This is a genomic window from Ilumatobacter sp., from assembly GCF_046290335.1.
Taxonomy (GTDB): domain Bacteria; phylum Actinomycetota; class Acidimicrobiia; order Acidimicrobiales; family Ilumatobacteraceae; genus Ilumatobacter_A.
In genome coordinates, this window is the sequence record NZ_JBKAGH010000001.1 from 656,082 (window position 1) to 681,449 (window position 25,368).

Consider the following 25,368-nt stretch of genomic DNA (forward strand, 5'->3'; position numbering starts at 1 on the left):
ACCAGACCCGACACCAGACCCGACACCCGCGTCGCCGCGTGTGTCGGCGTGCCGCGCCGACACGAGTGTGCAGCCGTGCCCGGCCGAGCCGAGGGCGTCGGCAACAGCAGCCAATCGCACCGCCACGTCAGCAGCCGCCACTTCCCTCGGGCGGCTGGATACCCAGTTCGTGGATCAACGTCGGGACGAGCTCCGCGAACACCGGAGCCGCGGCGGTGCCTCCGAACCGCACGCCCGTACCCGCTGGCGGTTCGTCGACCGCGATCAAGACCGTGACCTGGGGGTCCTCGGCCGGGAAGAACCCGACGAAGCTCGAGTAGTACACGCGATCTCCGTTGTCGTCGAAGTAGGTGCCGTTGTCAGCTGCCTTGAACGCCGTGCCGGTCTTGCCGGCCACGGACAGCCCGTCGACCTGTGCTCGCGTGGCGGTTCCTCGGCACACGACCTGCTCCATCATCTCCGTCGTCTGGACCGCGGCCAGCTCCGAGACCACCCGGCGCGTCTGTGATTGCGGCGTCGGCGTCGTCGTCCCGTCGGGCCCGACGGTCGCGAGGACCAGCTTCGGCTCGACGTAGACCCCGCGATTGGCGACCACGTTGACCGCCGCCGCCATCTGGATCGGCGTGCTGGACATGCCCTGCCCGTAGGCGACGGTGACGCGCTCCGAGCCCCACAGTTCGTCGGCGTCCTTGAACACGCCCGGCGATTCCCCGGGGAAGTCGAGCGCCGTCTTCTCACCGAGGCCGAACGACTTCATGTAGTCGTGGTGGACGAAGCGTCCCATCTGCTCTTGCACGGTGATCGTGCCGATGTTGGACGACTCGACGAGGATCTGCGAGACCGTCATGTTCTCCGTCGGATGTTCGCTGGCGTCCTTCAGCAAGTCGTCGTAGTACTGCTTGCGCCACGGCACCTCGAAGGTCGTGTCGGGCGTGACGACCCCCTCGTTGAGCGCTGCTGCGATCGTGATCACCTTGGCCACCGAGCCGGGCTCGTAACTGTCGACCGCGACGAAGTTGCCGCTGGTCACCACCGGCTCGCCCGTCGTCTCGTCGCGCCGGATCGAGACGTTCGCGTAGATCTCGCCGGTCTTGGTGTCCATCACGACCGCCAGACCGCCTCGACCGCTGATCGCTCCGACTTGCTCGACCATCACCTGCTCGGTGGCGAACTGAATCGAACGGTCCAGCGTCAGCACGATGTCGTCGCCGGCAACCGGTTCGACAGCGACCTGCTCCGACCCCGGAATCGTCCGACCTCCCGGGGCGATCTCTCTCGTCAGTTCACCGTCCGAACCAGTGAGGACGCCGTCGTACTGCTTCTCGAGGCCGGCGATGCCCGATCCGTCGATGTTGGTGCGGCCGATGACGCTGCGTCCGGTGCTCCCCCCTGGCATCACCCGGATGGTCTCGGGATCGACGTTGACGCCGGCTCGCCCGAGCGAGGCGATCTGCTCGCCGAGCGTGTCGTCGACCTGACGGGCGACATAGACGAACCCGCGATCCTTCGACGCGACCTCATCGAGGAGTTCGGCGACCTTGTCGTCGTCGAGACCCAGGAGATCGTCGAGCAACGCGACGGTGTCCGCGCCGTTTTCCAGCAGCTTCGGATTGATCGAGATCGCCGCCGCGGGAATCGACATCGACAGTTCGTTGCCGTGGCGATCGAAGATGGTGCCTCGCTGACCAGCGATGTGCTCGGTGCGGGTCCACTGCTGAGCGCCAGCGGAACGGAACGACTCGGCTTCGGAAGTCTGGAGAAGTCCGACGCGCACGACGATCGCGACCAGCATCGACGAGAGGACGAGCAGCGCGAGGACCAATCGGCGCCGCGGATGACCATGGCGCCGGTCACGAGCGCGGACCGTCGGCGACGGCGCGGAGATCCGACTCCGAACAGCGTCGCGACGTTCGACTCTCGTTCGGGGCGCAGTGCGGCGCGTCAGGCCCCGCGGCGGCGTCGGCGTCGGTCGCCGCCGACGAGCACCGCTCGGCGATCGCGTCGTGGAGACGTTGGCAGGTCGAGCAGAGCGAGCACGCGTCGCCGTCGTCGTGTGGGTGCGTGTGGCCGTCACGGTTGTCCCGCCGACACCGACTTGACGTCGCGGAACTGATCGAGCGGGTCTGCGTCGTCGATCACACGGACGATGTCTTCACCGATCGCCCCACTGGCTGCGATCTGACGAGCCAGTGCCGCCGCGTCGATCTGGGCGAACTCGCTCGTCTCGCCACGCACCATCCCCAACCGGACCGCTTCGTCCGCGATCCGCTGAGGTGAACGCAGCACTGCTCGGTCGCGACGCAGTTCGTCGAAGCGCTCACGAGCGTCGTCGACGCCCTGCTCGAGGCGATCGATCTCGAGCTGTCGCTGAGCGAGCTGTGTGTGGAACACGGCAGCGCCGAGCATGCCGCTGATCACCACGAACAACGCCATCCCGGCGAACATCGCAGGCCAGCGCCGCCGACGGCCGCCGATGACCGCAAGCGCGGGCTTGAGCGCCGTTCGCTGTCGGGTGCGCTGCTCGCGGACTGGCCCGGCGTTGCGAAGCGGAAGTGCCATCAGACGTCCGCCTCCTCGTCGCGAATCAGACGTCCGTCACGCTTGCGAACGGCATCGATCGCCTCGACGACACGCAACAGGGCACTCGTGGCTCGACGATTCGCCTCCTGTTCGACCCTCGACGGGCGCTTCGGGATTCCGCGCACGAGACGGACCGTCTGGATCGCATCGCACACGCACGGCAGGTCGTGCGGGCAGTCGCACACGCCGGCGGCATGCGCGAAGCGCTGCTTCACGATGCGATCCTCGCCCGAGTGATACGACAACACGGCGACACGACCCCCGACCGCCGTCGCGCGCACCGCCTGATCGATCGCGTCCGGGAGCACGTCGAGTTCGCCGTTCACTTCGATGCGGATCGCCTGGAACGTGCGCTTGGCCGGATGGCCACCGGTTCGACGAGCTGCAGCGGGGATGGCGGACGTGACGACTTCGGCGAGATGCGTGGTCGATTCGATCGGGCGCGCGGCGACGATCGCTGCGGCGATGCGTTTGGCGAAGCGCTCGTCTCCGTGCTGGCGGATCACGCGGACCAACTCGGCCGCCTCGTAGCCGTTCACCACGTCGTCGGCCGACCAGGTCTGCGTGGGGTCCATCCGCATGTCGACCGGGCCCTCGTTGCGATACGAGAAACCGCGCTCCGAACGGTCGAGCTGCGGCGACGACACACCGAGATCGAACAGCGCGCCGCTGATCTCGGTGACGCCGTGATCGGCGAGCGCCTCGTCGAACTGGTCGAAACGGCGATGGCTCGTCCGAACCCGATCGGCGAACTCGGCGAGCCGTTCGCGCGCTGCGGCGATGGCATCGGCATCCTGATCGATCCCGAGCACGTCGAGGTCGGGGCGACTCGCCAAGATGGCGGCGCTGTGCCCTCCCCCGCCGAGGGTCGCATCGACGATGGTGCCCGCTGGCACGTCTTTGAACAATGCGGTGATCTCGGCGACCATCACCGGGTCGTGGTCGAACGTGGTCACGGTCGGGCTCCTTCGTTCGGGCTCGCTCCCGACAGCTCGTTCCTGCCGACCGATTCCTCGGTCGCGAACATGTCGGGGTTCCACACTTCGATGCAGTCGAGAACGCCCACGACGACGACCGGTTCGTTCGCTCCGATACCGGCGTACTCCCGCAGGCGCTGATCGAGCATGATCCGTCCTTGCTTGTCGGGCGCCACGGTCACGACCGACGAGGCGAAGGCCCGCTGACGAGCTCGCGTCGACGACCCCGCCTTGACGTCGTCGATCAGCGCTTCGGCTTCCTTGCGAAAGGCCGCCTCGCTGAGCACCTTCACGCAGGCGTCTTCGCCGTAGGTCAGGTAGCAGAACTCACCGAGGTGCGAGCGAAAAGTCGTCGGCAGAGCGACTCGTCCTCGTTCGTCGAGCTGTCGCTCGTGCACACCGGTGAACACGCGATGGTCGTCCTTCTACAGAGATGGATCCGTGTACCTGCCATGCCGAGATCAACGGATCACTCCCCCGACGAGCCCAATACTGCCCCCAAATCCCCCCATCGTCAACCATCTTCCCCACATCCCCCCCAATTCTCACCCGGGATCACCCCGATCAGCGCGTCTGCAGGCGCGGCAACACCGCGATCGGATCCAGAGAACTCCCAGCTCAGCGATACCGCGTCAGCTCTCGGCCCGCCGATGGAAGCGAACTGCGAGGATCGCGTGCGCCCGGCGCGCAGCTCAGGAGGCGACGGGGAGGTACTGCCGCCACGTGTCGGGGATCCCCGAAACGGCCACCATCACCCACGCGGTGGCTCGAGGCGGCCGGCACGGCCGCGCCAGGCGCATGCCGGCCTCTTCGGGCGTGCGATCGCGCTTGCCCAGATTGCACGGACGGCACGCAGCGACCACGTTCTCCCACGTGTTCGGGCCGCCGCGAGAACGCGGGAACACGTGGTCGATCGAGTCGGCACGGTCGCCGCAGTACTGGCACCGGTGATCATCGCGAGCGAACACGGCCCGCCGCGACAATGCGACGCGGCGCACATAGGGCACCTTGACCATGTAGCGCAGCCGGATCACCGAGGGGTTCGCCAGCGCCAGATTCTCGGAGTGCACGAAGGTGCCGTCGTTCTCCAACATGTCGGCCTTGTCGGCCAAGACGAGGCACGTCGCGCGACGCGACGAAACGACGCTGAGCGGCTCATAGCTGGCGTTGAGAACGAGCGCGCTGGACATCGAACGACCTTACCGAGAGCGTCTCGGCGGCCTCCGTCGCGTTATCAGCCCCGCGCTCGGCGGGCGTCCCAGTCTCGACACCATCGCAGATAGTTCACCACATCGGCCGGCTCCCATGCATGCTCAGGGTCGCCATATTGCGTGGTCAGGCGAAAGCGCAGGTACTCGCCCGACGGGACCGGAAGAAACGGGCGGTGCTTCCACCACCCTGGGGGCGCGGTCCGGCGTATCTGGCGCAGCGCGGTGGCCCAGAGTGACGGACGCTTCGCGACGGCGATCGCTGCCCGGATCACGACGACGTCAGGCCGGCTTGGGCTCTTTGGGGAGCCCGAGGATCATCTCGCCGATGATGTTGCGCTGGATCTGGCTCGACCCCGCATAGATCGTTCCCGCTCGCGCGTTGAGGAACGTGTTCACCCACGACGCCGACGAGTTCGCTGCGCCCGGATCGTCCGCCGAGAACGACGATGACGGGGGCCGACCTTCGATGAACAGCGCGTCGGCTCCCATGATGTCGACGGCGAGTTCGGTGACGATCTTGTGGTATTCGCTCCAGAACAGTTTACCGATCGCCGCGTCGGGCCCCGGGTGGTGTCCGTTGAGGAACTGGGTGAGCACGCGCATGCCCAGGAACCTCATGATCCGCACCTTCGAATGGCACCAGGCGAGACGCTGTCGGATGATCGGATCGTCGGCGAGACCGCGCTCCTTGGCCATCGCAGTGAGCCGCTCGACTTCGGCCTGGAAGCGAATCGGCGCAGTTGCCGCCGCTTCGCCGCGCTCGAAACCGAGCAGCGACATCGCGACCGCCCAGCCGTTGTTGAGGCCTCCCACGATGTTGTCCTTGGGCACACGGGCGTCGGTGTAGAAGACCTCGTTGAACTCGCTGTCGCCGGAGATCATCTTGATCGGCCGCACTTCGATGCCTGGCTGGTCCATCGGAACCAGCAGGAACGAGATGCCCTTGTGCTTCGGGCCATCCGGGTCCGTGCGAGCCAGCGTGAAGATGTGATCGGCGAGATGACCGGCCGAGGTCCAGATCTTCTGGCCGTTGAGAATCCACTCGTCACCGTCGAGCTCAGCGCGCAGACCGACGTTGCCGAGGTCAGAGCCGGCATCGGGCTCGGAGTAGCCCTGGCACCAGGTGTCGTCCCCGCGGAGCAGACGCGGAAGGTAGTGCGCCTTCTGCTCGTCGGTTCCCCACATCAGCAGCGTGTTGCCGAGCATCTGGATGCTGAACGCATCGTTGGGCCCGCCGCCGGGCACCCCGGCCTTGGTGAATTCCTCGGCGAGGATCACCTGCTCGGTTGCGGTCAGGCCGCCACCGCCGTACTCGGTCGGCCAGCCCGGAGCGAGATAGTTGGCCTCATAGAGCGTGTGGCGCCACTGTGCGACGAACGTTTCCAGTTCTTCGCCTTCGAGGGCGCCGGTGCCCTGCCAGTTGGAGGGGAGCTTCTCGGCGAGAAAGGCCTGGACCTTTTCGCGGTAGGCCTCGGCTTCTGCGGTGTACGTCGGCTGCATGGCGACACGGTACCAACCAGACCGGGCGCGGACCGCAAAGAGCGGCACGCTCGGCGGATCCTGACAGAGCGGCACGCTCGGCGGATCAGCCCACCGGCAGATTCGCAGCGTTGCCGTCGACGGCGAGCGCGGCCGCCCGCACCAGCGGCGAGAGGTGCTCGACGGGTTCCAGGATTCGGAGTCCGGCGAGATTCGGAAGCCGAGATCGCTGCCCGATCTCGCGTCGGCACGCGTCCAAGAGCGCGTCGCCGAATCCGTCGACGACGCTGCCTGCGACGTAGACGACGTCGACGTCGACCATCGCGATCGTGGAGGCGATCGCGCGCCCCAACATGATCCCGGCGCGATCGACGATCGAAGAGTTCGCTCGTCGGAGCGGACGGCTCATCTCCGACTCGAGCGCCATCGCTCCGACGTACGGGTCGAGGCATCCGCGGGCGCCACACCAACACTCGCGTCCGTCGGGGTCGACGGTGGTGTGAGCGATCGAGCCTGCGTTGCCGTGTGCTCCGGAAAGCCGAATGCCGTCGATGACGATCGCCGAATCGACAACGGCATCGATGACGATCGACATGAAGCTCGGCGTGGTCTTGGCCTCACCGAGCCACCGCTCGGCTTCGACGGCTGCACCGCCAGCGGTGTCGAGGATGACCTGGCGATCGGTGAGCGCCTCGAGGTGTTCGCTCAGCGGGAACTGTCGCCACGATGCGACATGCGGCGGTGACACCGCACCAGAACGGACGTCGATCGGCCCGACGCAACTCACGCCGACCGCCATGAATGGCGGTACGGACTCAGGAGTCGCGGCGAGCACACGCCGCACGAGTCGCTCGAGCGACCGCCAGACATCGCGCGTCGGCATGGCGACGCGATCGCGCACGAGGACCGAGCCACGCTGGTCGACGAGGCCGGCGGCGAGCCGACCCGGCTCGATCGCGATGGCGAGCACCGGTGGCGACGTGGACATCCGGAGCACGATACGCCGATCGAAACCGGTGTGCGCTGTTCGCGCAGGCGACAGCGCGTCGCCACCTGGGGCGTCTACCCTGCTGGACGTGACGACGGACATCACCGCAGGTGGCACGACAGCAGACTCGGTCGGCAACCTGGCAGGACGCAGCTTCGCCGACCTGTTCGACAGCATCACCGGCAACATCTCCCAGGTCATCCACGGCAAGCCCGACACGATCGAACTCGCGGTGATCTGTCTCCTCGCCGAGGGCCACCTCCTCGTCGAAGACGTACCCGGTGTCGGAAAGACCAGCCTGGCCAAGGCGTTGTCGGCGTCGGTCGACTGCACGTGGCGACGCGTGCAGTTCACCCCCGATCTCCTGCCCACCGACCTGGTCGGCGTGAGCATCTACCAGCGCTCGACCGAGACGTTCCGCTTCGAACCGGGGCCGTTGTTCGCGAACATCGTGTTGGCCGACGAGATCAACCGAGCGTCGCCGAAGACCCAGTCAGCGCTCCTCGAAGCGATGGAAGAACGCCAGGTCACCGCGGACGGCGTGAGCCGCCGACTCGACCTGCCATTCATGGTGATCGCGACCCAGAACCCCGTCGAGCAGGAAGGCACCTATCGGCTCCCGGAGAGCCAGCTCGACCGCTTCCTGCTTCGCATCTCGATCGGATACCCCGGTCGCACCGCCGAGATCCAGATGCTCGACGACCAGGGCTCGGCCGATGCGATTCGTCGCCTCTCGCCCGTCGTGTCGGCCGCCGAGGTGATCGGCATGATCGACGCCGTCAAGGCCGTCTACATGGCCAGCGCGCTCAAGTCCTACCTCGTCGACCTCTCCGAGGCCAGCCGACGCCATCCCGGTATCGAGCTCGGTCTGTCACCGCGAGCGACGCTCCAGCTCGCATCGGCGGCGCGAGCTCACGCCGCCGCACGCGGCCGGAACTACGCCACGCCCGACGACGTCAAGGCGGTCGGCGTCGCCGCGCTCGCCCACCGCATCGTGGTTCGCACCGATGGCGGTTCCCAACTCCAAGCCGAGGACGCGATCCGCGAGGTGTTCCAGGCCGTGCCCGTGCCGGTCGCCCGCTGAACGCCCGTCTCATGAGCTGCCGACCATGCTGACTCGTCAGGGGATCGTCGCCGCCGTGGCCGGAATCGCGGCGATCGTGACCGGTCGCTTCTTCGGTGTCATCGAGCTCTTCGTCATCGGTGCGGGATTCCTCACCGCGATCGTGGTCGCGCTCGTGTTCGTCAGCGTGCGGATGCCACGGGTCACGGGCGATCGTTGGATCCACCCGAAGGTGCTCGTCGCCGGCGACGTCGGCCGCGTCGACCTGCAACTGCGCCACGACGGCGTCCTGACGTCGACGCGCTTCACACTCCACGAACACATCGGGCGGTCGACGAGCGGCGACCACGTCGCGCAGCTCGGCGTGGAGCCGATGCCTGGCCGCTGCGACGTCAGTGCCGGATACCGACTACCCACGTCGTCGCGTGGCGTGATCCAACTCGGCCCGCTGTCGGCAGAGGTTCGCGACCCGTTGGGAATCGCACGGCGGATCCGCCCCGTCGCCGGGATCGACCTCGTCACCGTGGCACCACGGGCGTACCTGCTCGACATCCCCCAACTCGGCAGCGGCCCACTGGGTCGTCAACTGCTCGCCGCAGCGCGACGACTCGGACCGGGTGAATTCCACAGTTTGCGCGAGTACGCCGACGGCGACGAGCCCCGTTCGATCCATTGGAAGGCCTCGGCCCGCTCCGAGACGCTGTTCGTGAAGGAACACGCCGTCGAAGGATTGCGCCGGATGCTGATCGTGTTCGACGGTGACCTGGCGTCGTATGCCGACGCGGCGTCCTACGAGCGTGGCGTCACCGCGGCGGCGAGTCTGGCGAAGAGCGCCGGCGCCGTCGCCTTGACCACGCGATTCGTCACCAACGGAGGTGTCGACCTTCGAGGCCCCGATGTCGCCGAGCGAGCGCTCCAGTTGCTCGCTCAGGTCGCTCCCACCGGAGCGCCGATCGGACAGCTCGATCGTGATCCCGGCGATGGCATCGGGCTGCTCGTGGTCGTGACCGGCTCGACGAGATCGGGCGGCTGGCGAGCAGCGGCCGACGTCGTCGATCCGACGCTGACGATCGTGTCGGTCACCACCGACGAGCCACCTCGAGGGCCGATCGGAGCTGCCGCCCGCACCGAGGCCGAACTCGTCCAGAGCTGGAACGTCCTCTGTGGCCGTTCCCGGAACTCGCGGGCGCAGTCGTCAAGCGCGCCGCACACGAATCGCAACCGTTCGGAAACACCGCTCGACGCGACGTCACCGCCCTTTGCTCCCCCGCCATCATCGGTCCTGCGATGAACGTCTCCGCTGGCGGTGAGTCCGCGCTCCCGCCACATCACCACGAGCACTCGCTCCTCGACGACCTCATCGCGACCGTCGCGCTCGCGCTGTTCTCGCTGGCGGTCGCGGCCGGCTTCGCTCGCGTGTTCAGCGGCTGGGACTTCTTCGACAATCTCGCAGTGATCGTGCTGATCGGACACGGCGTGGGCCTCGCGGCGCGCCGGCTCCAGCTGCCGTTCTGGTTGGCCTTCCCCGTCCAGGTGCTCGCGCTCGCCTGGCTGACCGGCGCGATGTTCTTTCGGAGCACCTACACGCTGTTCCTGCCGACCTCCGACACCTGGTCGCTCTTGCGGCTCGAGCTCGACCTCATCAGCGAGCGCTTCGCCACCGAGGTCGCACCGGTTGCATTCCAGGGCGGCTGGGACGTGCTCGCTGCGCTCGGCATGGGCGCCGTCATCGTGTTGTCCGACGCGTTCGCGTTCCGGGCATACGCCCGCGCCGAGTCGCTTGTCCCGGGCGGAGTGCTCTTCGTGTTCGTCGCGGCTCTCGGTGACGATCGCAACCGCATCGCCGTGTCGGTGCTGCTCGTCGCGGCTGGCGTCGTGACGACCGTGATCCTGCGTTCGCATCACGCCCCACGCCGATCGGCGACCATCGGCCGAGAACGCCGTACGATCGCCGTCGTCGTTCCCGCAGCGCTGGCAACCGCGCTGCTCGTCGCCGCCATCGCAGCGGCGGTCGGACCGCGTGTTCCCGGAGCGAACGCGGAACCCATCTACGAGACCAAGGGCGGCCGCGGCGGCAACGTGACCGAGGTGTTGAGCCCACTCGTCGACATCCGGTCGAGGCTGACCAATCAGTCGACACGGGAGTTGGTCATCGTCGAGGCGAGCGCCGACTCGTACTGGCGCTCCTCTGCGCTACCGCGCTTCGACGGTCGAACGTGGGGATTGCCCGAGCGTCAACTGCAGCGAACCGATGGAGCGCTCGCAGTGGCGCCGGCCGGGTCGGTCGAGATCCGCCAACGCATCACCATCGCTGCGCTCGGCGGCTCGCTGCTCCCGGCCGCCGCCGACCCGATCGCGGCGAGCGGCTCGGACGAACTCCGCTGGAACAGCGATGCATCGACGCTCGTCAAGACCGGTGACGAACTCGAACGCGGCGACGTGTTCGACGTGGTGTCGGCCGCTCCACGGTTCTCCGCCGATCAGCTCGCGGCCGCAACCTCCACCGATCCTGGCGACCCGATCTACTTCGAACTACCGAGCGACTTCCCGACATCGGTGGTCGAGACAGCGGTCGACGTCACGGCCGGCACCACCTCGCCCTACGAGGCTGCGCTGGCGTTGCAGAACTGGATGCGTTCCGAGTTCACGTACTCCATCGAAGTACGCGAAGGACACAGCAACAACGCGATCGAGGTGTTCCTCAACGATCGGATCGGCTACTGCGAGCAGTTCGCCGGCACGTACGCCGCGATGATGCGGGCGCTCGGTGTCCCGGCTCGTGTCGCAGTGGGATTCACCCCGGGAACCGACGACGGCACCGGAACCTACTCGGTGCTGGGTCGCAACGCGCATGCGTGGCCGGAGGTCTGGTTCGACGGGCTGGGCTGGGTGCCGTTCGAGCCGACGCCGGGTCGGGGCGCGCCGGGGTCCGAGCAGTACACCGGCATCGGCGCCGAGCAAGACGACGGACCGATCGACACCGATACCGCGGCCGATGCCGACCTCCAGGCTGCGGAACCGCCGGCGCCCGACGACGCGATCCCGCCGCCGACGCTTCCCGGCGACACCGCGCCGGTCACCACGGTGCCCGACGACGCGGTCCCCGATCTCGGCGATCAGGACCCCGCCGCCGCCACGCCGGCCGCCGGAACCCCTCCGTCTCAGCCGGGCGGATCGGTGCCCTGGTCGCTGCTCCTCGCACTGGTCGGCCTCGCTGGCGTGCTCGCGTTTCCTGCGCTGGTGCGTGCCGTCCGCCGACGAACGTCTCGCGAACCGGGCGTCGAGATCCAGATGCTCTGGGCACGAGCGCTGCGGGCGGTCCAAGACGTGGGGGTGACCCTGGCCCCCGACCTGACGCCTGGCGAGGCGGCGGCGGCGACCGCCTCACAGTTCCCGACGGCGGCGCGGCCGATGCAAGCGCTGGCCGATTCGGTGACCGCTGCAACGTACGGCCCCAACGGAGCCGATGTCCTCGCGGCGAGCGGGACCTACGGCACCACGTTGCTCGGCAACTGTTCGGTGTGGTGCAAGCAGATCGAAAAGGCGGTCACCGACTCGGTGACACCGCTCGAACGAGTACGCCATCACTTCACCCGCTGGGGGTGACGCTCGTCGGGCACTCGCTCGTCGGTGTGCGGACCGCAACCTTCACCGACCGACGACGAGCTCGATCAGTCCCGATGCCACGCATCGGCGGTGACAGAACAACGAGGTGATCAGTCGCGTACGTCGCTCTGCTCACCGGGGCGATGCCCGCTGAGCCAGGCGGAGATCGGCAGTTGCCCAAGGCGTTCACGCCCGATGAGGCGCAACTCCGATTCGAGCAGCACGGCCATGGCGAGCACGATCACGAACCCGACGAATGACACGATGAAGTTCACCGAGAGGCCACCGATGGTGATGGCCAGGCCGACGAGGAGTCCGATCACGAGCAGGATGGACCGACGTCGGGACACGCGGTATCCCTTCTGGGCGAACGTTGGATCTTGTTCCAACTCTTCTTCGATCTGGCGAAGAATCCGTTGTTCGTCTTCGGACAGCGGCACCCTTACATCATCGCACGTCCGCGCGCAATCCTCAACGCGTTGCGTCATCTTCGTGAGAGATTTCGCGAGACGGCGGTTGGTCGGGTCCCCACTGCTGGCCGCCCCGCTTGATCGTCCGGATCCGGCCGCCGACGATCGAGCTGCCGCGACCGATCGCGTCGCTGCCGAACTTGTCGCGGATCTCGTCGAGCGCATCGGTGGCCGCATGCCAATCCGGACGCTCGTCGGCCACGTCATCGAAGGTCAGTTGGGCGACCGGTGTGCCGAGGTTCGAGCCGCTGACCCCGAGGAGCCGAACTCCTGGACTCGGGTCGATGCCGGCGAGCACGGGCGTGAGCAGGTCGATGATCTCCTGGCTCTCGTCGACGGTGTTCTGCGTGGTGACCGAACGTGTGATGGTGACGAACCCTGCGAAGCGGACCTTCAAGGTCCACGTTCGAGCGCCGACCCCCTGTTTGCGCATCCGCTGGGTGACAGCGTCGATCAGGCGGATCAATTCTCGCCTGATCTCCGCAGGCGAGTGCTTGTCTTGTGCGTACGTCTCCTCGTGGCCGATCGACTTGGCCTCACGGTCCGGTTCGACGTCGCGATCGTCGGCTCCGACCGCCAGGGCTGCGAGGTGTCGAGCCTGATTCGCTCCGAGCGACGTGCTCAGCACCGACAGGTCGAGGCGACGAAGATCGGCGACGGTGACGACGCCGAGACGCTGCAACTTGTCGAGCGTCGCGGGTCCGACGCCCCACAGCCGCTGCACGGGCAACGGATCGAGAAACTCCTGCTCGGAACCCGGTTGGATCACCGTGACGCCCTCGCCGGGGTCGATCCGGTCACGATGTGCTCGCGGCTTCGCTTCGACAGACGCCAGCTTCGCCAGGAATTTGTTGGGCGCCACACCGACGCTGCAGCCGAGATCGAGTTCGTCGGCGATGGCGGCGCGGATCTGTGCCGCGATGGCGCGACCATCACCGAAGAGGCGTCGCGCACCGGTGACGTCGAGGAACGCTTCGTCGAGTGACAGCGGCTCGACCAGCGGTGTGTAGCGCTCGAAGATCTCGCGCACCTGGCGGCTGACCTCGGAGTACAGGGTGTGATCACCGGGCAGGAACACCGCATGCGGACATCGTCGCCGAGCCACCGTCGACGGCAGCGCCGAATGAACGCCGAAGCGTCGCGCTTCGTAGGACGCTGCGGCCACGACGCCACGGTTGCCGGTACCGCCGACGACCACCGGCTGGCCGGCGAGTTCGGGACGTCGCCGCAGCTCGACCGACACGAAGAACGCGTCCATGTCAGCATGCAGGACGGTCCGCATGCGTCTGCCGCTGTCGCTCACCAAGCCAACGGTAGCTATGACCTGGCGCCGAGCACGACGCGCCACACCGGAACGCCAGCCCCGCTGGCGCCGTTGGCGCCGCTGGCGCCGTTGGCGCCGCTGGCGCCGCTGGCGCCGAGTTCGTCAGCGTGCTGGCCCGTGTCACTGTGCGTCGCTGGGGTCGCACTGCGTCTCGACGGGGAGCATCCGGTGACGGATTCGGGGCCAGACGACGCCGAGCACGACGCCGATATGGTGAGCACATGCCCGAGATGGAGCCTCCACGTCCGCTGTCGGCGCTGCCGTCGGTCGGCGTGCGCATCGCCGCCTTCGTGTCGATCCTGCTCAGCGGACTCGCCGGCGGGCTCATCGGCTCGTCGCTGGTCGCGCTGCAGTGCGATGGCGACTGCGCCGTCCCCCAGGGAATCGGCATCCTGGTCGGCGCGGTGTTCGCTGCGGGCGGCATGGCCATCGTCGCCGTGCTCGTGATGCGAGCCCTCGGGGAATGGCGCGAGGTCGAAGATCGCACACGCGCAGGTCACGCCCCGTGAGCGACGCGTTCGCTGACGATCACCGGCCTGACAGCGCCGACTTCGACGCCCTCCGGCTCCTCGCTCTCGACATCGCCAGCGAGGCCGCCGGGTACGCCGACGCCGCACGAAGCGCACTCGGACCCGGCCGCCGAGTCGCGCACGAGACGAAGTCGAGCGATGTCGATCCGGTCACGAGGTTCGACCGCGAGACCGAGGCGCTGGTCGTCGAACGGCTCCGCGCTGCACGGCCCGATGACTCGATCGTCGGCGAGGAAGGAGCGAATCATCGAGGCAACAATGACTTCGAGTGGCACATCGATCCGATCGACGGCACCGTCAACTTCGTCTACGACCTGCCGGGCTGGTGCACCTCGATCGGCGTGCTGTACGGCGGTGAGCCCGTTGCCGCGGCCATCGTTGCTCCTCGCCTCGGTGACCGTTCGACGTCGACGTTCAGCGCTGCGCTCGGCGGGGGTGCCTTTCTCGGCGACGCCCCGATCCACGCGTCCGAGGCCACCGATCTGACGACGTCGCTGATGGCGACCGGGTTCAGCTACCACCTCGACGCGCACCGCGACCGCCAGGCAGCCCGCATCGCGGTGATGCTTCCTCAGGTCCGCGACATCCGCCGGATGGGCTCCGCGGCGCTCGATCTCGCCTTCGTCGCTGCCGGTCGTCTCGATGGGTACTTCGAGGAGTTCATCAGCTCGTGGGACGTCGCCGCCGGGGTCCTGCTGGTGCGCGAAGCGGGCGGGACGGTGACCGCGTTCGACGGCGAGCCGCTCGACGTGCGAGCCCCGCGGGGCGTTCTCGCCGCCGGGCCGGCGATCCACCGCGTGCTCGACGCTGCGTTGCACCGAGCGCGCTGAACACAAAGTCTGCTCGTTGTTCGCCGCGAGCAGGAGAAATGCGGCATCATGGGGGCGTGGGTACACGAATCCTTGCGGTCGAAGACGACGAGCGAATCCGTTCTGCGGTCAAGCTCGCGCTCGAAGACGAAGGATGGATCGTCGATGAAGCCGAGAGCGGCGAGGCTGCGATCGAGCTGTTCCACCGGTCGTCGCCCGACGTGGTCCTCATCGACATCATGCTTCCCGGCATCGACGGCTTCGAGTTGTGCCGCACCCTGCGCCGCACCAGCGATGTTCCGGTGGTCATGGTCACCGCCCGCAACGACACCCATGACGTCGTCGCCGGCCTCGAAGCCGGGGCCGACGACTACCTGACCAAGCCCTTCGCACCCAAGGAGCTGTCAGCGCGAATCCGTGCGCTACTGCGACGCGTCCGCCCGACCGCGCCGGGTCATGCTCGGCTCGTCTTCGGCGACCTCGAGCTCATCCCCGACGAAGGCAAGGTGCTGCGCGACGGCCAGGAAGTGCATCTCACCAAGACCGAGTTCCGCCTGCTGTGCGAACTGGCCGAGAGCCCGGGCAAGGTCTTGAGCCGCGAGGCACTGCTCGACAAGGTGTGGGGATACGACTACTTCGGCGACGGCCGTCTGGTCGATGTGCACTTACGGCGCCTCCGCACGAAGGTCGAAGGAGATCCTGCCAACCCGCGTCACGTGGTGACGGTGCGCGGACTCGGATACCGCCTGCAGACCTGACCGGCCGACGATGCCGTCATGATCGGCCCGCTTCGCCGGCTTTTTCATCGTTCCCGACCGGCCTCGATGGGGCTGCGCCGACGCATTCTCCTCATCATCACGCTCGGGTCGATCGCCCTCTCGCTGTTCCTCGCCATCACCACCTACGGCCTCGCACGCTCGAACCTGCTCCAAGAACGCGACGAGACGGCGATCAGTAGCTCGCTGCGCAACGCCCAGGGCGTTGCTCGCGATCTCGCGTCGCTGCCCAACGACCCCGAACCCGCACTGACCTCGCTCGACAACATCGGGGTGCAGCGGTTCCTCATCTGGTATCGCGAGAGCTTCTACGGCGGCGGTGGCACCTTCACGCAGAGCGACATCCCGCCGGGGCTCCTCGAGCGCGTCATCAACCAGGGCGGATCTGCACGCCAGGTCGTGCGCGTCGGCGACGAGCTCAACATCGTGGTCGGTTGGACGATCCCGCGCGTCGGCGCCTACTACTTCGAGTTCTTCAGCATCGAGAACGTCGAGTCGTCGCTGTCGAGCTTCCGACTCTCGTTGGTCCTCGCCGGATCGATCAGTACCGGTCTCGGAGTGCTGCTCGGCATCTTCGCGGCGCGCCGCGCCGTCCGACCGCTCGGCACCGCTGCGCAAGCAGCGTCGGCGATCGCTGGTGGCCGACTCGACACCCGACTCGAGACCACCGTCGACCCGGATCTGCGGATCCTGACCGAGTCGTTCAACGACATGGCGCAGGCGCTGGAGCAACGTGTGGAACGCGACGCACGATTCGCATCCGACGTGAGTCACGAGCTTCGTTCGCCGCTCATGACGCTGTCGGCATCGGTCGAGGTGATGGAGGCCCGCAGAGACGAGCTTCCGGAGCGAGCCCAAGCTGCACTCGATCTGCTGTCGAGCGACGTCGTCCGCTTCCAGGGGCTCGTCGAAGACCTCTTGGAGATCTCGCGCTTCGACGCCGGAGCCATCCGGCTGCACATGGAGGAACTGCTCGCCGCTGAGTTCGTACGCCAGGCGGTCGCCGTCAGCTCGATGCCCGACACGCCGATCCACGTCTCCGAACGTGCCGAACTCGCACTGATCCGCGGCGACAAGCGGCGCCTGGCCCGAGTCATCGCGAACCTGATCGACAATGCGAGGGCGTACGGCGGTGGCGCGCCGGAGATCACGATGTCGGTCGCCAACGAGCCCGACGAGCCGATCTCTCATCTGGTGATCGCCGTCGAAGACACCGGTCCCGGCGTCGCTCCCGAGGAGCGGCTGCTCGTGTTCGAACGCTTCGCTCGCGGCGGCGGGGCGGGTCGTCGCACCGGCAGCGAAGGCGCCGGGCTCGGCCTGTCGCTCGTCGACGAACACGTCCGGATGCACGGCGGTCGGGTCTGGGTCGAAGACCGCCTCGATGGCCAGCAGGGGGCCCGCTTCGTGATCGAACTCCTCGCCTCGGAGTTGGACGACTGATGAAACGGCTTCTTGCGATCCTGACCGTGGCGCTGGCTGCGCTGGCAGGCTGTTCGATCCGCGAAGACACCGTTCCGCGCGACATTCCGAGCGACCGCGTCGGCGGGTTCGGCGACATCGCGACAGGCGATGCCGCGGTGGGCGCAAGCCGCATCTTCCTCCTCACGCCGCCCGGAGCCGACGATCAACGCCAACTCCGAGCGGTGCCGAGAACGGTGACCGGTGGCCCAGAAGCGCTGTTGCGATCGCTGTTCGCCGGGCCGAACCCCACCGAGATCCAAGCGTCGCTGAGCACGGCGATCCCGCCGGAGCTCCAGCTCGATTCGGCCCGTGCCGTGGGCCGCGTCCTCACCATCGACATCGACGATGGGCTCGCCGAACTCAGCGACAGCGGTGTCAGGTCGGCACTCGCGCAGATCGTCGCGACGGCCACGCAGCTCGACGGCGTGGAGCGCGTGCGCATTCGAGTGTTCGGCGAGAATCAGGCGTGGCCGACGGGCAATGGCCGCCTGGTCGACGAGCCACTCAGCATCTATGACTACCCCGGCCTCCTCGAATCGTCCCAGCCCGCCTTCACGGCCCTCCCGCCGACCTGACCAACACCAGGGATTCAACACCTGGGGTCTGACCCCAGGCGTTCAACACCTGGGGTCTGACCCCAGGCGTTGATCAGGCGAAGAAGTGCGACGCGACGCCGTTGAACAAGTCCATGTCGACGGTTCGGGTCTTGCCGACGGCCACGGTGAGATCTTCGAGCTCGACGGTCGGGCCGCGCAGGACGGTCATCTTTCCCCACTGCTCGTCGTGGATCGCGTCGATCGCAGCGACGCCGAAGCGGGTCGACAACACCCGGTCGAACGCCGTGGGCGTCCCACCGCGCTGCACGTGACCGAGTTGCACGACCCTGGTCTCGAACCCGGTGCGCTCACCGATCGCCTGGGCGATCCGCGTGGCCACTCCGCCCAGCACCACGTGTCCGAACCGGTCGTAGGCCTTCTCCTCGAGTTCGAGGGTGCCCGGCTTGGGCTCGGCGCCTTCCGCCACCACGACGATCGAGGCAAAACGGCCGCGGTCGTGGCGTCGACCCAGCCGTGCGCACAGCTCGTCGATGTCGAACGGAATCTCGGGGATCAGCACCGCGGTCGCCCCACCGGCGATACCGGCGTGCGTGGCGATCCAGCCGGTGTGACGACCCATGACCTCGACGACCATCACGCGATCGTGGCTCTCTGCCGTGGTGTGCAACCGATCGATCGCGTCCGTGGCGATCTGCACGGCAGTCGTGAATCCGAAGGTGAGGTCGGTGCCTTCGATGTCGTTGTCGATCGTCTTCGGCACCCCGACGATCGGCAGACCGTGCTCGGCGTGCAGGCGGCAGGCGATCGACAGGCTGCCATTGCCGCCGATGACCATCAGTGCGTCGAGACCCAGATCGGAGATCGTCTGCTTCACCTGGTCGACGCCGTGTTCGGTGTCGAACGGACTCCCCCGCCGCGTGCCGAGGATCGTGCCGCCGCGAGGCAACATGCCGCGCATCGATTCGACCGTCAGCGGTGTCGTCCGGCGGTCGACGACGCCGTCCCAGGCGTCGAGGAAGCCGACGAGTTCGTCGCCGTAGAGCCGCTCGCCTTTACGAACGGCGGCACGAATCACGGCGTTCAACCCGGGACAGTCACCACCACCGGTGAGAATTCCGACACGCACGCTCGCCGATCGTACTCTCGGATCGTTGCGGTATCGACCGGCGTTCTGACGCTTCTCGCTGGTTGACTTGTGGCCATGGCGTGGGACAGCTCTCGACCGGTGCCCTGGCGACGACTCGTCCGCGAGTGGCTCATCTACGTCGGCATCATGGCGATCCTGCTGGCGATCTTCTTCCGCGACAGCGGGTTCGTCGGCGCGCTCGCCGGGTTGTTGATCAGCGGACCGCTCTACCTGGGGTTCGGCTTCGTGCTCGCCAAACTCGGCTACCAGCGCAAGTCGCTCAAGGAACTGCGTACGCCACGGGCCGAGCCCCGATCGAGCGGATCCTCGAGCTCCGACAGCGCAGGCCCCTCGCGCCCGCGCCCGGCGCCGACGAGCCGCACCTCGACGGGGATCAACCGCCCGAACGCCAAGAAGCGCAAGCGCTGACCGGCCTGGGCGGGCGCACGGAGCACCGTCGGCCCAACTCCCGCCGGATACTCTCGGCGACGTGACCGACACCGAGCACCCCGCCGAGCACCCCGCCGAGCAGCCCGCCGAGCACGAGTCCGCGCCGTGCGTGATCGCGATCGACGCCGGGACGACCGGGGTGCGAAGTCGGGCCGTGTTCACCGACGACACACCGACCGTCGCGTCGTATCGGGAGTTCACCCAGCACTTCCCGGAGCCGGGATGGGTCGAGCACGACGCCGAGGAGATCTGGACTGCGGTGGTCGCCACCTTGCACGATGTCGTCGACCAGGTCGGGCGGGCGAACGTCGCAGCGATCGGCATCACCAACCAGCGCGAAACCGTCGTCGCCTGGAACCGCCGCACCGGCCAACCGTACGGGCGTGCGATCGTCTGGCAGGATCGACGCACCGCGCACCGATGCGACGAGCTCGAAGCGGCCGGTCATCTCGACCTCGTGCGGGAGCGAACCGGCCTCGTCCTCGATCCGTACTTCTCTGGCACGAAATTCGCGTGGATGCTCGAGCATCGAGACATCCCGGTCGACGACGAACTGGCACTCGGCACGATCGATGCGTGGCTGATCTGGAACCTGACGGGCGGCGAGGTCTTCGCAACCGACGTGACCAACGCCAGCCGGACGATGCTGTGCGACATCCGGAGCCGTACGTGGGATCCCGACCTGTGCGATCTGCTCGGCGTCCCGATGACGGCACTGCCCGACATCGTGGCGTCGAGCGGACGAATCGGCGTCACGACCGACACCTGCGGCGCACCATCCGGTCTCCCGGTCAGCGGCGTCGCGGGCGACCAACAGGCCGCACTTTTCGGCCAAGCCTGCATCGTCCCGGGCATGGCGAAGAACACGTACGGCACCGGTTCGTTCGTGCTGCTCAACGTCGGCGAGACCTGCCCGCCACCCACCGAGGGCATGCTGACCACCGTCGCCTGGACCCTTGCTGACGGCACCACGCACTACGCCCTGGAAGGCGCGATCTTCGTGACGGGCGCGGCGATCCAGTGGCTGCGCGACGGTCTCGGCATCATCGACGACGCCGCCGAGACCGGCCCGCTCGCTGCGTCGGTTCCCGACACCGGTGGCGTGTACTTCGTGCCAGCATTCGCTGGACTCGGCTCGCCGTACTGGGATCCGTACGCACGCGGCACGGTCGTCGGCATCACCCGGGGCACTGCGCGGGCGCATCTCACCCGAGCGGTCGTCGAGTCGATGGCGTACCAAGTGCGCGACGTGGTCGACGCGATGGTGGCAGCGAGTGGAACTCCGCTCGTCGACCTGCGCGTCGACGGCGGCGCCTCGGTGATGGACTTGCTGTGCCAGTTCCAGGCCGACCAGCTGGGGGTCACCGTGCAGCGGCCAGTCGATCAGGAGACGACGGCGCTCGGTGCGGCGTTCCTCGCCGGACTCGCCGAAGGGGTGTGGCCGTCGACCGATGCGATCGGTGACGCGTGGACACTCGACGCGCAGTTCACCCCGAACGTCGATCGCACGAACGCGGACTCGCTACACACACGATGGTTGCGAGCCGTGGACCGCTCACGCGACTGGGAATCCTGAAACCGACCGATCGTTCGCTTCAGAGCAGGGCGTCGGCGAGACGCGCCAGCAGCGACACCCGGATGCGCTCCCGATCGTGGATCGGACGATCGGACCGACCGGCAGCCACGGTGAGCCCCGACGCGATCAGATGCGCCCACACGAGATCGCTCGGCAACGACTCGTCGATCTCGCTCAGATGCTCGCTGCCGGCCAAGAACGCCAGCAGCCAACCGATGTCCGGGTACGTCCCCACCTGGGCGATGACGTCACGCCCGCGAAGCACCACAGCCCAGTCCGCCTCCAGCACCCGTTCGACCCCGAGGCACAGCACCTCGAGACGCTCGTGCGGGTCGCTCTCGGCCAGTGCGGCACCCGACGCGAGCGCCGAGAGGTTCGGGTCGATGCGATCGAACTCGACCGTGCGGATGTTCTCCACCGACACGCCATCGACCGCGTCGATCTCCTGGATCAACAAGGCGATGAGATCGTCGTCGGGCAACGAGACGGTCAACTCGTCGATGACCTGATCGGCTCCCTGCTCGAGGATCTCGATGCCCAGCACGTCGCCACGCACCGCGCCGATCCGGCTGGCCACCTGGCCGAGCGCGCCAGGGCGATCGGGCATCCAGACGCGTACGACGATGGTCACCATGGGGCGGCAGGATAGGGACTCGGTGTGTCAGCCGAGTTTCGGGAGGCCGTGCTTCAGATTTCGCACGGCCTGATTGATCCGCATCTCGTTCTCGATGAGACCGAACCGCACGAACCCTTCGCCGCCCGGGCCGAAGCCGACACCGGGCGACAACGCCACGTCGGCTTCGCGCACCACATGCGAACAGAACTCGACCGAGGACATCTCTGCGTACGGTTCGGGCACCGGTCCCCACACGAACATCGAGCCGCCCGGCTTGGGCATCTCCCACCCGATCCGGCTGAGACCGTCGATCAGCGTGTCACAGCGCGACTCGTAGATCGCACGGACCTGATCGGGAAAGTCCTGCGCCTCGTTGAGCGTCACGGTGGCGGCGATCTGCACCGGCTGGAACATGCCGTAGTCGAGGTAGCTCTTGAGCTTGACGAGCGCCTGCACGACGCTCGAGTTGCCGAGCAGGAACGCGGAGCGCCACCCGGCCATCTGGAACGACTTCGTCATCGAGTACAACTCGACAGCACACTCCATGGCTCCTTCGGCCTGGAGGATGCTCGGCGGCTGATGCCCGTCGAAACCGATGTCGGCGTACGCGAAGTCGTGGACGACGATCATCTCGCGCTCGCGGCAGAAGTCGACCACGCGCTGCATGAAGTCGAGGTCGACGATCGCGCCCGTCGGGTTGTGCGGGAACGACATGACGAGCACGCGCGGCTTGGGCCAGCCGACGTCGTATGCCGTGTTGAGGCTGTCCATGAAGTCATCGGAGAAGTTCTCGCGGTCGGACGGATCGGCGAGGAACCGCATCGGGACCTGGCGCAGGTCGGCTCCGGCGAACAGCGGGCCATAGATGTGGATCGGGTAGCTCGGGGTCGGCACGATCGCTGCGTCACCGCGCTCGAGCAACACCCACATGAGGTGACTGAAACCTTCCTTCGCACCGATGGTGTTGGTGATCTCGAGGTCGGGGTCGAGGTCGACGTCCCACTTGTTCTTGTAGTAGCCGGCGATCGCTTCACGCAGCTTCGGAAGGCCCCGGCTGAGTGAGTAGCGGTGGTTGCGCGGGTTCTGTGCTGCCTCGGCCAACTTGGCCACTGCGATGTCGGGAGACGCCATGTCGGGGTTGCCGAAACCGAGATCGACGACGTCTGCGCCAGCACGACGAGCTTGGATCTTCAACTCGTTGATGATGGAAAAGACGTAGGGGGGCAGATTCTCGATCCGGCGGAACTCCATTTCATGACGTTACCCGGCGGGTCGCGTGCGATGCTGTTGGGATATGCCTCCGATTCCAGATCCCGACTGTGTTCACGTGGTCATCGAGATTCCCCGCGGCAGCCGGAACAAGTACGAGATCGACCACGACGACGGCCGTGTCTACCTCGACCGGCGTCTCTTCACGGCGACGACCTACCCGGCCGACTACGGATTTCTCGAGAACACCCTCGCCGGTGACGGTGACCCGCTCGACGCACTGGTGTTGAACGAAGAACCCGTGTATCCAGGGGTGATCTGCCAGGCGCGACCGATCGGCGTGCTCTACATGCGCGACGAGGCTGGTGAAGACGCCAAGCTGATCTGCGTCCCGCCGAAGGAGCCCCGCTTCGAGAACGTCCACGAGATCTCCGACCTCATCCCGCAGCTCGTGCAGGAGATCGAGCACTTCTTCAACGTGTACAAGGCGTTGGAGCCGCACAAGCACTCCTCGGCGTTCGGGGTCGGTGGGCGCGATGCAGCGTGGCGCGAGATCCACGACGCTCGCGCGAATTTCCCGGGGCACTGACACCGCTCGGGTCGGCACGACACCCCGTGCCGGCCCGCAGCACCGGTCAGCTCGCGCTCGACAGCAGCGCTGCGCCGATGGCGCCCGACAGGTGCCCGCATCGAGCGAAGGTCACCGTCGGGATCGAGCGCAGTTCGGGCTGGTAGAGCAACTGCTCGAACCATCGCGTGATCGGGTCGAGGTACAACTCGGCGCCGACCGCGAGTCCGCCGCCGAGCACGATCATCTCCGGGTCGAGCGCGTTCGTCAGGTTCGACAGGCCGAGCGCGACCCACCGGCCGAAGTCGTCGATCACGGCGAGCGCGTCGGCGTCGCCGTCCATCGCAGCAGCCTGCACGTGCTCGCCGCGCACGTTCTGCGGGTCGCCGCCGGCGTGCGCGACGACGGCGGTGAGTCGACGCGCCACCGCGGCTTCGCGGGCGAGCATCCCCAGCCCGCTGCCCGACGCATAGCGCTCCCAGCATCCCCGTCGACCGCACGGGCACCGAGGGCCGTCGGGGTCGACCACCATGTGGCCGAACTCACCAGCGAAACCGTTGCGCCCTCGTTGCAGTCGACCGCCGGCGACCACTCCCCCGCCGATGCCGGTGCCGAGCGTGACGAGCACCACGTCGTCGACGCCGACCGCAGCACCGACCTGCCACTCGGCCACCAACGCGCACGTGGCGTCGTTGTCGACGCGCACGTCGACACCCTCGAGGCGCGCCGAGACGCGACCGTGGATGTCGAGGTCAGCGACTCCGTCGAGATTCGGAGCGGCCCGCAACACCCCGCCACGGTCGACGAGGCCAGGCACACCGATACCGAGCGACGCACTCGGGCCGAAGCACGTCGCGAGTTCGACCAGCGTGTCGATCAACGGCTCGATGCTGTCGACGCCGCGCGGTGTGTCACGGCGCTCCTGTGCGACGACCTCGCCCGACTCGTCGACGGCAACCGCCAGGGCCTTGGTGCCCCCGACGTCGATCCCGATGCGGAGACCCGCAACGGTCACGCCTCGGCGCGGACCTTCAGTTCGCGCACGGTGTTGAGGATGCGCACCTCGGCGCGACGCTTGACGAAGCCGGGCAGCGGAACGACGAGGTCGATGGCGAGGTCGTAGCGGACCTCGGTCTTGCCGTCACCGGTCGGCACGAACGTGAACGCCCCGTCGATCGAGCGCTGGATGTCGCCGCGGATCATCGACCAGCCGAGCAGGCGTGGTTCTTCGGCGTAGCGATACTGCAGGGTGTAGTGGGTGCTGCGTCCGAGGGCGGAGGCTCGGAACTCGACCTCGCTGGGACGCCCGAACTCGTCGGTGTCGTGAATCGTGACCGCCTTGATGTCACGAGCCCATTCCGGATACTTCTCGAGGTCGACCGCGACACTCCAGACGTCCTCGGGTGAGGCGTCGATGATGATGGTCTCGGTCGCGGTCTCAGCCATGGTGCTCATTCTTGTCGATGGACGTGTTCGAAGTGGTGCCATTGGGCTCGTCGCCCAGATCGGTTCGTGCACGATACGACCCGTGGAACGCGGCCCACAGCCCGTTGAGCCCGAGTCCGAACATCGGAACCAGCACGCCAAGGGCGAGCGAGGTTCCGGGCGACCCGTCGGCGCTGTTCGGTCGAGCGAGCGCGGTGGCCAGGCCGACCACGATCTGGATCGCGAGCAGCGACAGCATCAGCCGGCGGACCGGCGACGGCGCGACACCCCCGGCGAGCATGTAGAGCTGCGTGACGGCCACCTGTTCGGCACGGCTTCGTTGCACCGCGTTCCAGAACGACCAGAGAAAGGCGACGATGCCCACGACGAACAGCGTCATCGCCGTGATCGCACCGATCCACTGCGGCCCGGACGTGAACAGTGCCGCAGCGACGATCGACGTGATCGTGAAGGCCATCGTGCCGACCACGTTGACGCGCACGATGATGTCGCCACCGTCCTGAGTTGTCGATGGGTCGTTCACCACGACGACAAGGTACCGGCGAC

26 protein-coding genes are annotated in these 25,368 nt (G+C 67.4%); 11 read left to right on the plus strand and 15 right to left on the minus strand.

The annotated features are described in order from the left end of the window. Window positions 1-127: 127 nt before the first annotated feature. The 7 genes from ACE37B_RS03010 to ACE37B_RS03040 all read right to left on the minus strand — a co-directional run bounded on the left by ACE37B_RS03010 (window position 128) and on the right by ACE37B_RS03040 (window position 7,235). Complete coding sequence (locus ACE37B_RS03010; protein WP_409921797.1) at window positions 128-1,792, minus strand: peptidoglycan D,D-transpeptidase FtsI family protein; 1,665 nt, start codon at window positions 1,790-1,792, stop codon at window positions 128-130. Window positions 1,793-2,070: 278 nt separating this feature from the next. Continuing rightward, window positions 2,071-2,559, minus strand: a complete 489-nt coding sequence (locus tag ACE37B_RS03015; RefSeq protein WP_409921798.1) for a hypothetical protein — start codon at window positions 2,557-2,559, stop codon at window positions 2,071-2,073. After that, window positions 2,559-3,536 carry a 16S rRNA (cytosine(1402)-N(4))-methyltransferase RsmH gene (gene rsmH, locus ACE37B_RS03020; protein ID WP_409921799.1) on the minus strand — a complete coding sequence of 326 codons (978 nt, stop codon included), beginning with the start codon at window positions 3,534-3,536 and terminating at the stop codon, window positions 2,559-2,561. Before rsmH ends, ACE37B_RS03015 begins: the two co-directional genes overlap by 1 nt. Continuing rightward, window positions 3,533-3,967, minus strand: coding sequence for a division/cell wall cluster transcriptional repressor MraZ (locus tag ACE37B_RS03025; RefSeq protein ID WP_409921800.1), 435 nt, complete (start codon window positions 3,965-3,967; stop codon window positions 3,533-3,535). Before ACE37B_RS03025 ends, rsmH begins: the two co-directional genes overlap by 4 nt. 282 nt (window positions 3,968-4,249) lie before the next feature. After that, complete coding sequence (locus tag ACE37B_RS03030) at window positions 4,250-4,747, minus strand: HNH endonuclease (RefSeq protein WP_409921801.1); 498 nt, start codon at window positions 4,745-4,747, stop codon at window positions 4,250-4,252. Between the two features lie 300 nt (window positions 4,748-5,047). Further along, a complete protein-coding gene (locus ACE37B_RS03035; protein WP_409921802.1) occupies window positions 5,048-6,268 on the minus strand; it encodes an acyl-CoA dehydrogenase family protein in 1,221 nt (406 codons plus the stop codon). A gap of 85 nt (window positions 6,269-6,353) precedes the next feature. Further along, the gene (locus tag ACE37B_RS03040; RefSeq protein WP_409921803.1) at window positions 6,354-7,235 is read right to left on the minus strand and encodes an ROK family protein; all 882 of its coding nucleotides are present in this window, start codon (window positions 7,233-7,235) and stop codon (window positions 6,354-6,356) included. An 88-nt stretch (window positions 7,236-7,323) separates the two neighbouring features. Between ACE37B_RS03040 and ACE37B_RS03045 the strand changes: the two genes are divergently transcribed. Genes ACE37B_RS03045 through ACE37B_RS03055 form a run of 3 tightly spaced genes read left to right on the plus strand, consistent with a single transcriptional unit; the run spans window position 7,324 to window position 11,904 of the window. Then, window positions 7,324-8,319 (plus strand): AAA family ATPase, encoded by a 996-nt coding sequence (locus ACE37B_RS03045; RefSeq protein WP_409921804.1) that lies wholly within the window; start codon window positions 7,324-7,326, stop codon window positions 8,317-8,319. A gap of 25 nt (window positions 8,320-8,344) precedes the next feature. Beyond that, the gene (locus tag ACE37B_RS03050; protein WP_409921805.1) at window positions 8,345-9,589 is read left to right on the plus strand and encodes a DUF58 domain-containing protein; all 1,245 of its coding nucleotides are present in this window, start codon (window positions 8,345-8,347) and stop codon (window positions 9,587-9,589) included. Next, window positions 9,586-11,904 carry a DUF3488 and DUF4129 domain-containing transglutaminase family protein gene (locus ACE37B_RS03055; protein WP_409921806.1) on the plus strand — a complete coding sequence of 773 codons (2,319 nt, stop codon included), beginning with the start codon at window positions 9,586-9,588 and terminating at the stop codon, window positions 11,902-11,904. The genes ACE37B_RS03050 and ACE37B_RS03055 overlap by 4 nt, the downstream gene beginning before the upstream one ends. Window positions 11,905-12,014: 110 nt before the next feature. On the opposite strand, the gene ACE37B_RS03060 is transcribed toward ACE37B_RS03055, so the two are convergent. Continuing rightward, window positions 12,015-12,344: a DUF3040 domain-containing protein gene (locus tag ACE37B_RS03060; protein WP_409921807.1), complete on the minus strand. Its 330-nt coding sequence runs from the start codon at window positions 12,342-12,344 to the stop codon at window positions 12,015-12,017. A gap of 31 nt (window positions 12,345-12,375) precedes the next feature. Beyond that, window positions 12,376-13,677: a DNA polymerase IV gene (gene dinB / locus ACE37B_RS03065; protein ID WP_409921808.1), complete on the minus strand. Its 1,302-nt coding sequence runs from the start codon at window positions 13,675-13,677 to the stop codon at window positions 12,376-12,378. A 242-nt stretch (window positions 13,678-13,919) separates the two neighbouring features. Between dinB and ACE37B_RS03070 the strand changes: the two genes are divergently transcribed. The 5 genes from ACE37B_RS03070 to ACE37B_RS03090 are packed head-to-tail and all read left to right on the plus strand — an operon-like array spanning window position 13,920 to window position 17,849. Beyond that, window positions 13,920-14,207: a hypothetical protein gene (locus ACE37B_RS03070; RefSeq protein ID WP_409921809.1), complete on the plus strand. Its 288-nt coding sequence runs from the start codon at window positions 13,920-13,922 to the stop codon at window positions 14,205-14,207. After that, complete coding sequence (locus ACE37B_RS03075; protein ID WP_409921810.1) at window positions 14,204-15,058, plus strand: inositol monophosphatase family protein; 855 nt, start codon at window positions 14,204-14,206, stop codon at window positions 15,056-15,058. Before ACE37B_RS03070 ends, ACE37B_RS03075 begins: the two co-directional genes overlap by 4 nt. A gap of 56 nt (window positions 15,059-15,114) precedes the next feature. Next, window positions 15,115-15,795, plus strand: coding sequence for a response regulator (locus ACE37B_RS03080; protein WP_409921811.1), 681 nt, complete (start codon window positions 15,115-15,117; stop codon window positions 15,793-15,795). 18 nt (window positions 15,796-15,813) lie between these two features. Next, window positions 15,814-17,253: an ATP-binding protein gene (locus tag ACE37B_RS03085; protein ID WP_409921812.1), complete on the plus strand. Its 1,440-nt coding sequence runs from the start codon at window positions 15,814-15,816 to the stop codon at window positions 17,251-17,253. Next, the gene (locus ACE37B_RS03090; protein WP_409921813.1) at window positions 17,253-17,849 is read left to right on the plus strand and encodes a GerMN domain-containing protein; all 597 of its coding nucleotides are present in this window, start codon (window positions 17,253-17,255) and stop codon (window positions 17,847-17,849) included. The genes ACE37B_RS03085 and ACE37B_RS03090 overlap by 1 nt, the downstream gene beginning before the upstream one ends. Window positions 17,850-17,922: 73 nt before the next feature. On the opposite strand, the gene ACE37B_RS03095 is transcribed toward ACE37B_RS03090, so the two are convergent. Next, entirely contained in the window at window positions 17,923-18,957 is a 1,035-nt protein-coding gene (locus tag ACE37B_RS03095; protein ID WP_409921814.1) for a 6-phosphofructokinase, read from the minus strand. Between the two features lie 75 nt (window positions 18,958-19,032). Here ACE37B_RS03095 and ACE37B_RS03100 point away from each other — a divergent pair, with 75 nt between their 5' ends. Together ACE37B_RS03100 and glpK are read left to right on the plus strand one after the other, a co-directional pair. Beyond that, window positions 19,033-19,386, plus strand: coding sequence for a hypothetical protein (locus ACE37B_RS03100; protein WP_409921815.1), 354 nt, complete (start codon window positions 19,033-19,035; stop codon window positions 19,384-19,386). A 130-nt stretch (window positions 19,387-19,516) separates the two neighbouring features. Further along, complete coding sequence (gene glpK, locus ACE37B_RS03105; protein WP_409922885.1) at window positions 19,517-20,983, plus strand: glycerol kinase GlpK; 1,467 nt, start codon at window positions 19,517-19,519, stop codon at window positions 20,981-20,983. 19 nt (window positions 20,984-21,002) lie between these two features. On the opposite strand, the gene ACE37B_RS03110 is transcribed toward glpK, so the two are convergent. Beyond that, window positions 21,003-21,617 carry a hypothetical protein gene (locus tag ACE37B_RS03110; RefSeq protein WP_409921816.1) on the minus strand — a complete coding sequence of 205 codons (615 nt, stop codon included), beginning with the start codon at window positions 21,615-21,617 and terminating at the stop codon, window positions 21,003-21,005. Window positions 21,618-21,644: 27 nt separating this feature from the next. Next, window positions 21,645-22,850 carry an aminotransferase class I/II-fold pyridoxal phosphate-dependent enzyme gene (locus tag ACE37B_RS03115; RefSeq protein WP_409921817.1) on the minus strand — a complete coding sequence of 402 codons (1,206 nt, stop codon included), beginning with the start codon at window positions 22,848-22,850 and terminating at the stop codon, window positions 21,645-21,647. A 43-nt stretch (window positions 22,851-22,893) separates the two neighbouring features. Here ACE37B_RS03115 and ACE37B_RS03120 point away from each other — a divergent pair, with 43 nt between their 5' ends. Next, entirely contained in the window at window positions 22,894-23,397 is a 504-nt protein-coding gene (locus tag ACE37B_RS03120; RefSeq protein WP_409921818.1) for an inorganic diphosphatase, read from the plus strand. Window positions 23,398-23,443: 46 nt separating this feature from the next. On the opposite strand, the gene ACE37B_RS03125 is transcribed toward ACE37B_RS03120, so the two are convergent. The 3 genes from ACE37B_RS03125 to ACE37B_RS03135 are packed head-to-tail and all read right to left on the minus strand — an operon-like array spanning window position 23,444 to window position 25,345. Further along, window positions 23,444-24,391 carry an ROK family protein gene (locus ACE37B_RS03125; RefSeq protein ID WP_409921819.1) on the minus strand — a complete coding sequence of 316 codons (948 nt, stop codon included), beginning with the start codon at window positions 24,389-24,391 and terminating at the stop codon, window positions 23,444-23,446. Continuing rightward, entirely contained in the window at window positions 24,388-24,822 is a 435-nt protein-coding gene (locus ACE37B_RS03130) for an SRPBCC family protein (protein ID WP_409921820.1), read from the minus strand. The genes ACE37B_RS03125 and ACE37B_RS03130 overlap by 4 nt, the downstream gene beginning before the upstream one ends. Next, a complete protein-coding gene (locus ACE37B_RS03135) occupies window positions 24,815-25,345 on the minus strand; it encodes a hypothetical protein (RefSeq protein WP_409921821.1) in 531 nt (176 codons plus the stop codon). The genes ACE37B_RS03130 and ACE37B_RS03135 overlap by 8 nt, the downstream gene beginning before the upstream one ends. Window positions 25,346-25,368 lie beyond the last annotated feature (23 nt).

Coding starts and splice junctions, on each gene's coding strand:
- ACE37B_RS03010 (WP_409921797.1), bottom strand. CDS start 1,792: ATGCTGGTCGCGATCGTCGTGCGCGTCGGACTTCTCCAGACTTCCGAA.
- ACE37B_RS03015 (WP_409921798.1), bottom strand. CDS start 2,559: ATGGCACTTCCGCTTCGCAACGCCGGGCCAGTCCGCGAGCAGCGCACC.
- ACE37B_RS03030 (WP_409921801.1), bottom strand. CDS start 4,747: ATGTCCAGCGCGCTCGTTCTCAACGCCAGCTATGAGCCGCTCAGCGTC.
- ACE37B_RS03035 (WP_409921802.1), bottom strand. CDS start 6,268: ATGCAGCCGACGTACACCGCAGAAGCCGAGGCCTACCGCGAAAAGGTC.
- ACE37B_RS03040 (WP_409921803.1), bottom strand. CDS start 7,235: ATGTCCACGTCGCCACCGGTGCTCGCCATCGCGATCGAGCCGGGTCGG.
- ACE37B_RS03050 (WP_409921805.1), top strand. CDS start 8,345: ATGCTGACTCGTCAGGGGATCGTCGCCGCCGTGGCCGGAATCGCGGCG.
- ACE37B_RS03055 (WP_409921806.1), top strand. CDS start 9,586: ATGAACGTCTCCGCTGGCGGTGAGTCCGCGCTCCCGCCACATCACCAC.
- ACE37B_RS03070 (WP_409921809.1), top strand. CDS start 13,920: ATGCCCGAGATGGAGCCTCCACGTCCGCTGTCGGCGCTGCCGTCGGTC.
- ACE37B_RS03085 (WP_409921812.1), top strand. CDS start 15,814: ATGATCGGCCCGCTTCGCCGGCTTTTTCATCGTTCCCGACCGGCCTCG.
- ACE37B_RS03090 (WP_409921813.1), top strand. CDS start 17,253: ATGAAACGGCTTCTTGCGATCCTGACCGTGGCGCTGGCTGCGCTGGCA.
- ACE37B_RS03100 (WP_409921815.1), top strand. CDS start 19,033: ATGGCGTGGGACAGCTCTCGACCGGTGCCCTGGCGACGACTCGTCCGC.
- ACE37B_RS03110 (WP_409921816.1), bottom strand. CDS start 21,617: ATGGTGACCATCGTCGTACGCGTCTGGATGCCCGATCGCCCTGGCGCG.
- ACE37B_RS03115 (WP_409921817.1), bottom strand. CDS start 22,850: ATGGAGTTCCGCCGGATCGAGAATCTGCCCCCCTACGTCTTTTCCATC.
- ACE37B_RS03120 (WP_409921818.1), top strand. CDS start 22,894: ATGCCTCCGATTCCAGATCCCGACTGTGTTCACGTGGTCATCGAGATT.
- ACE37B_RS03130 (WP_409921820.1), bottom strand. CDS start 24,822: ATGGCTGAGACCGCGACCGAGACCATCATCATCGACGCCTCACCCGAG.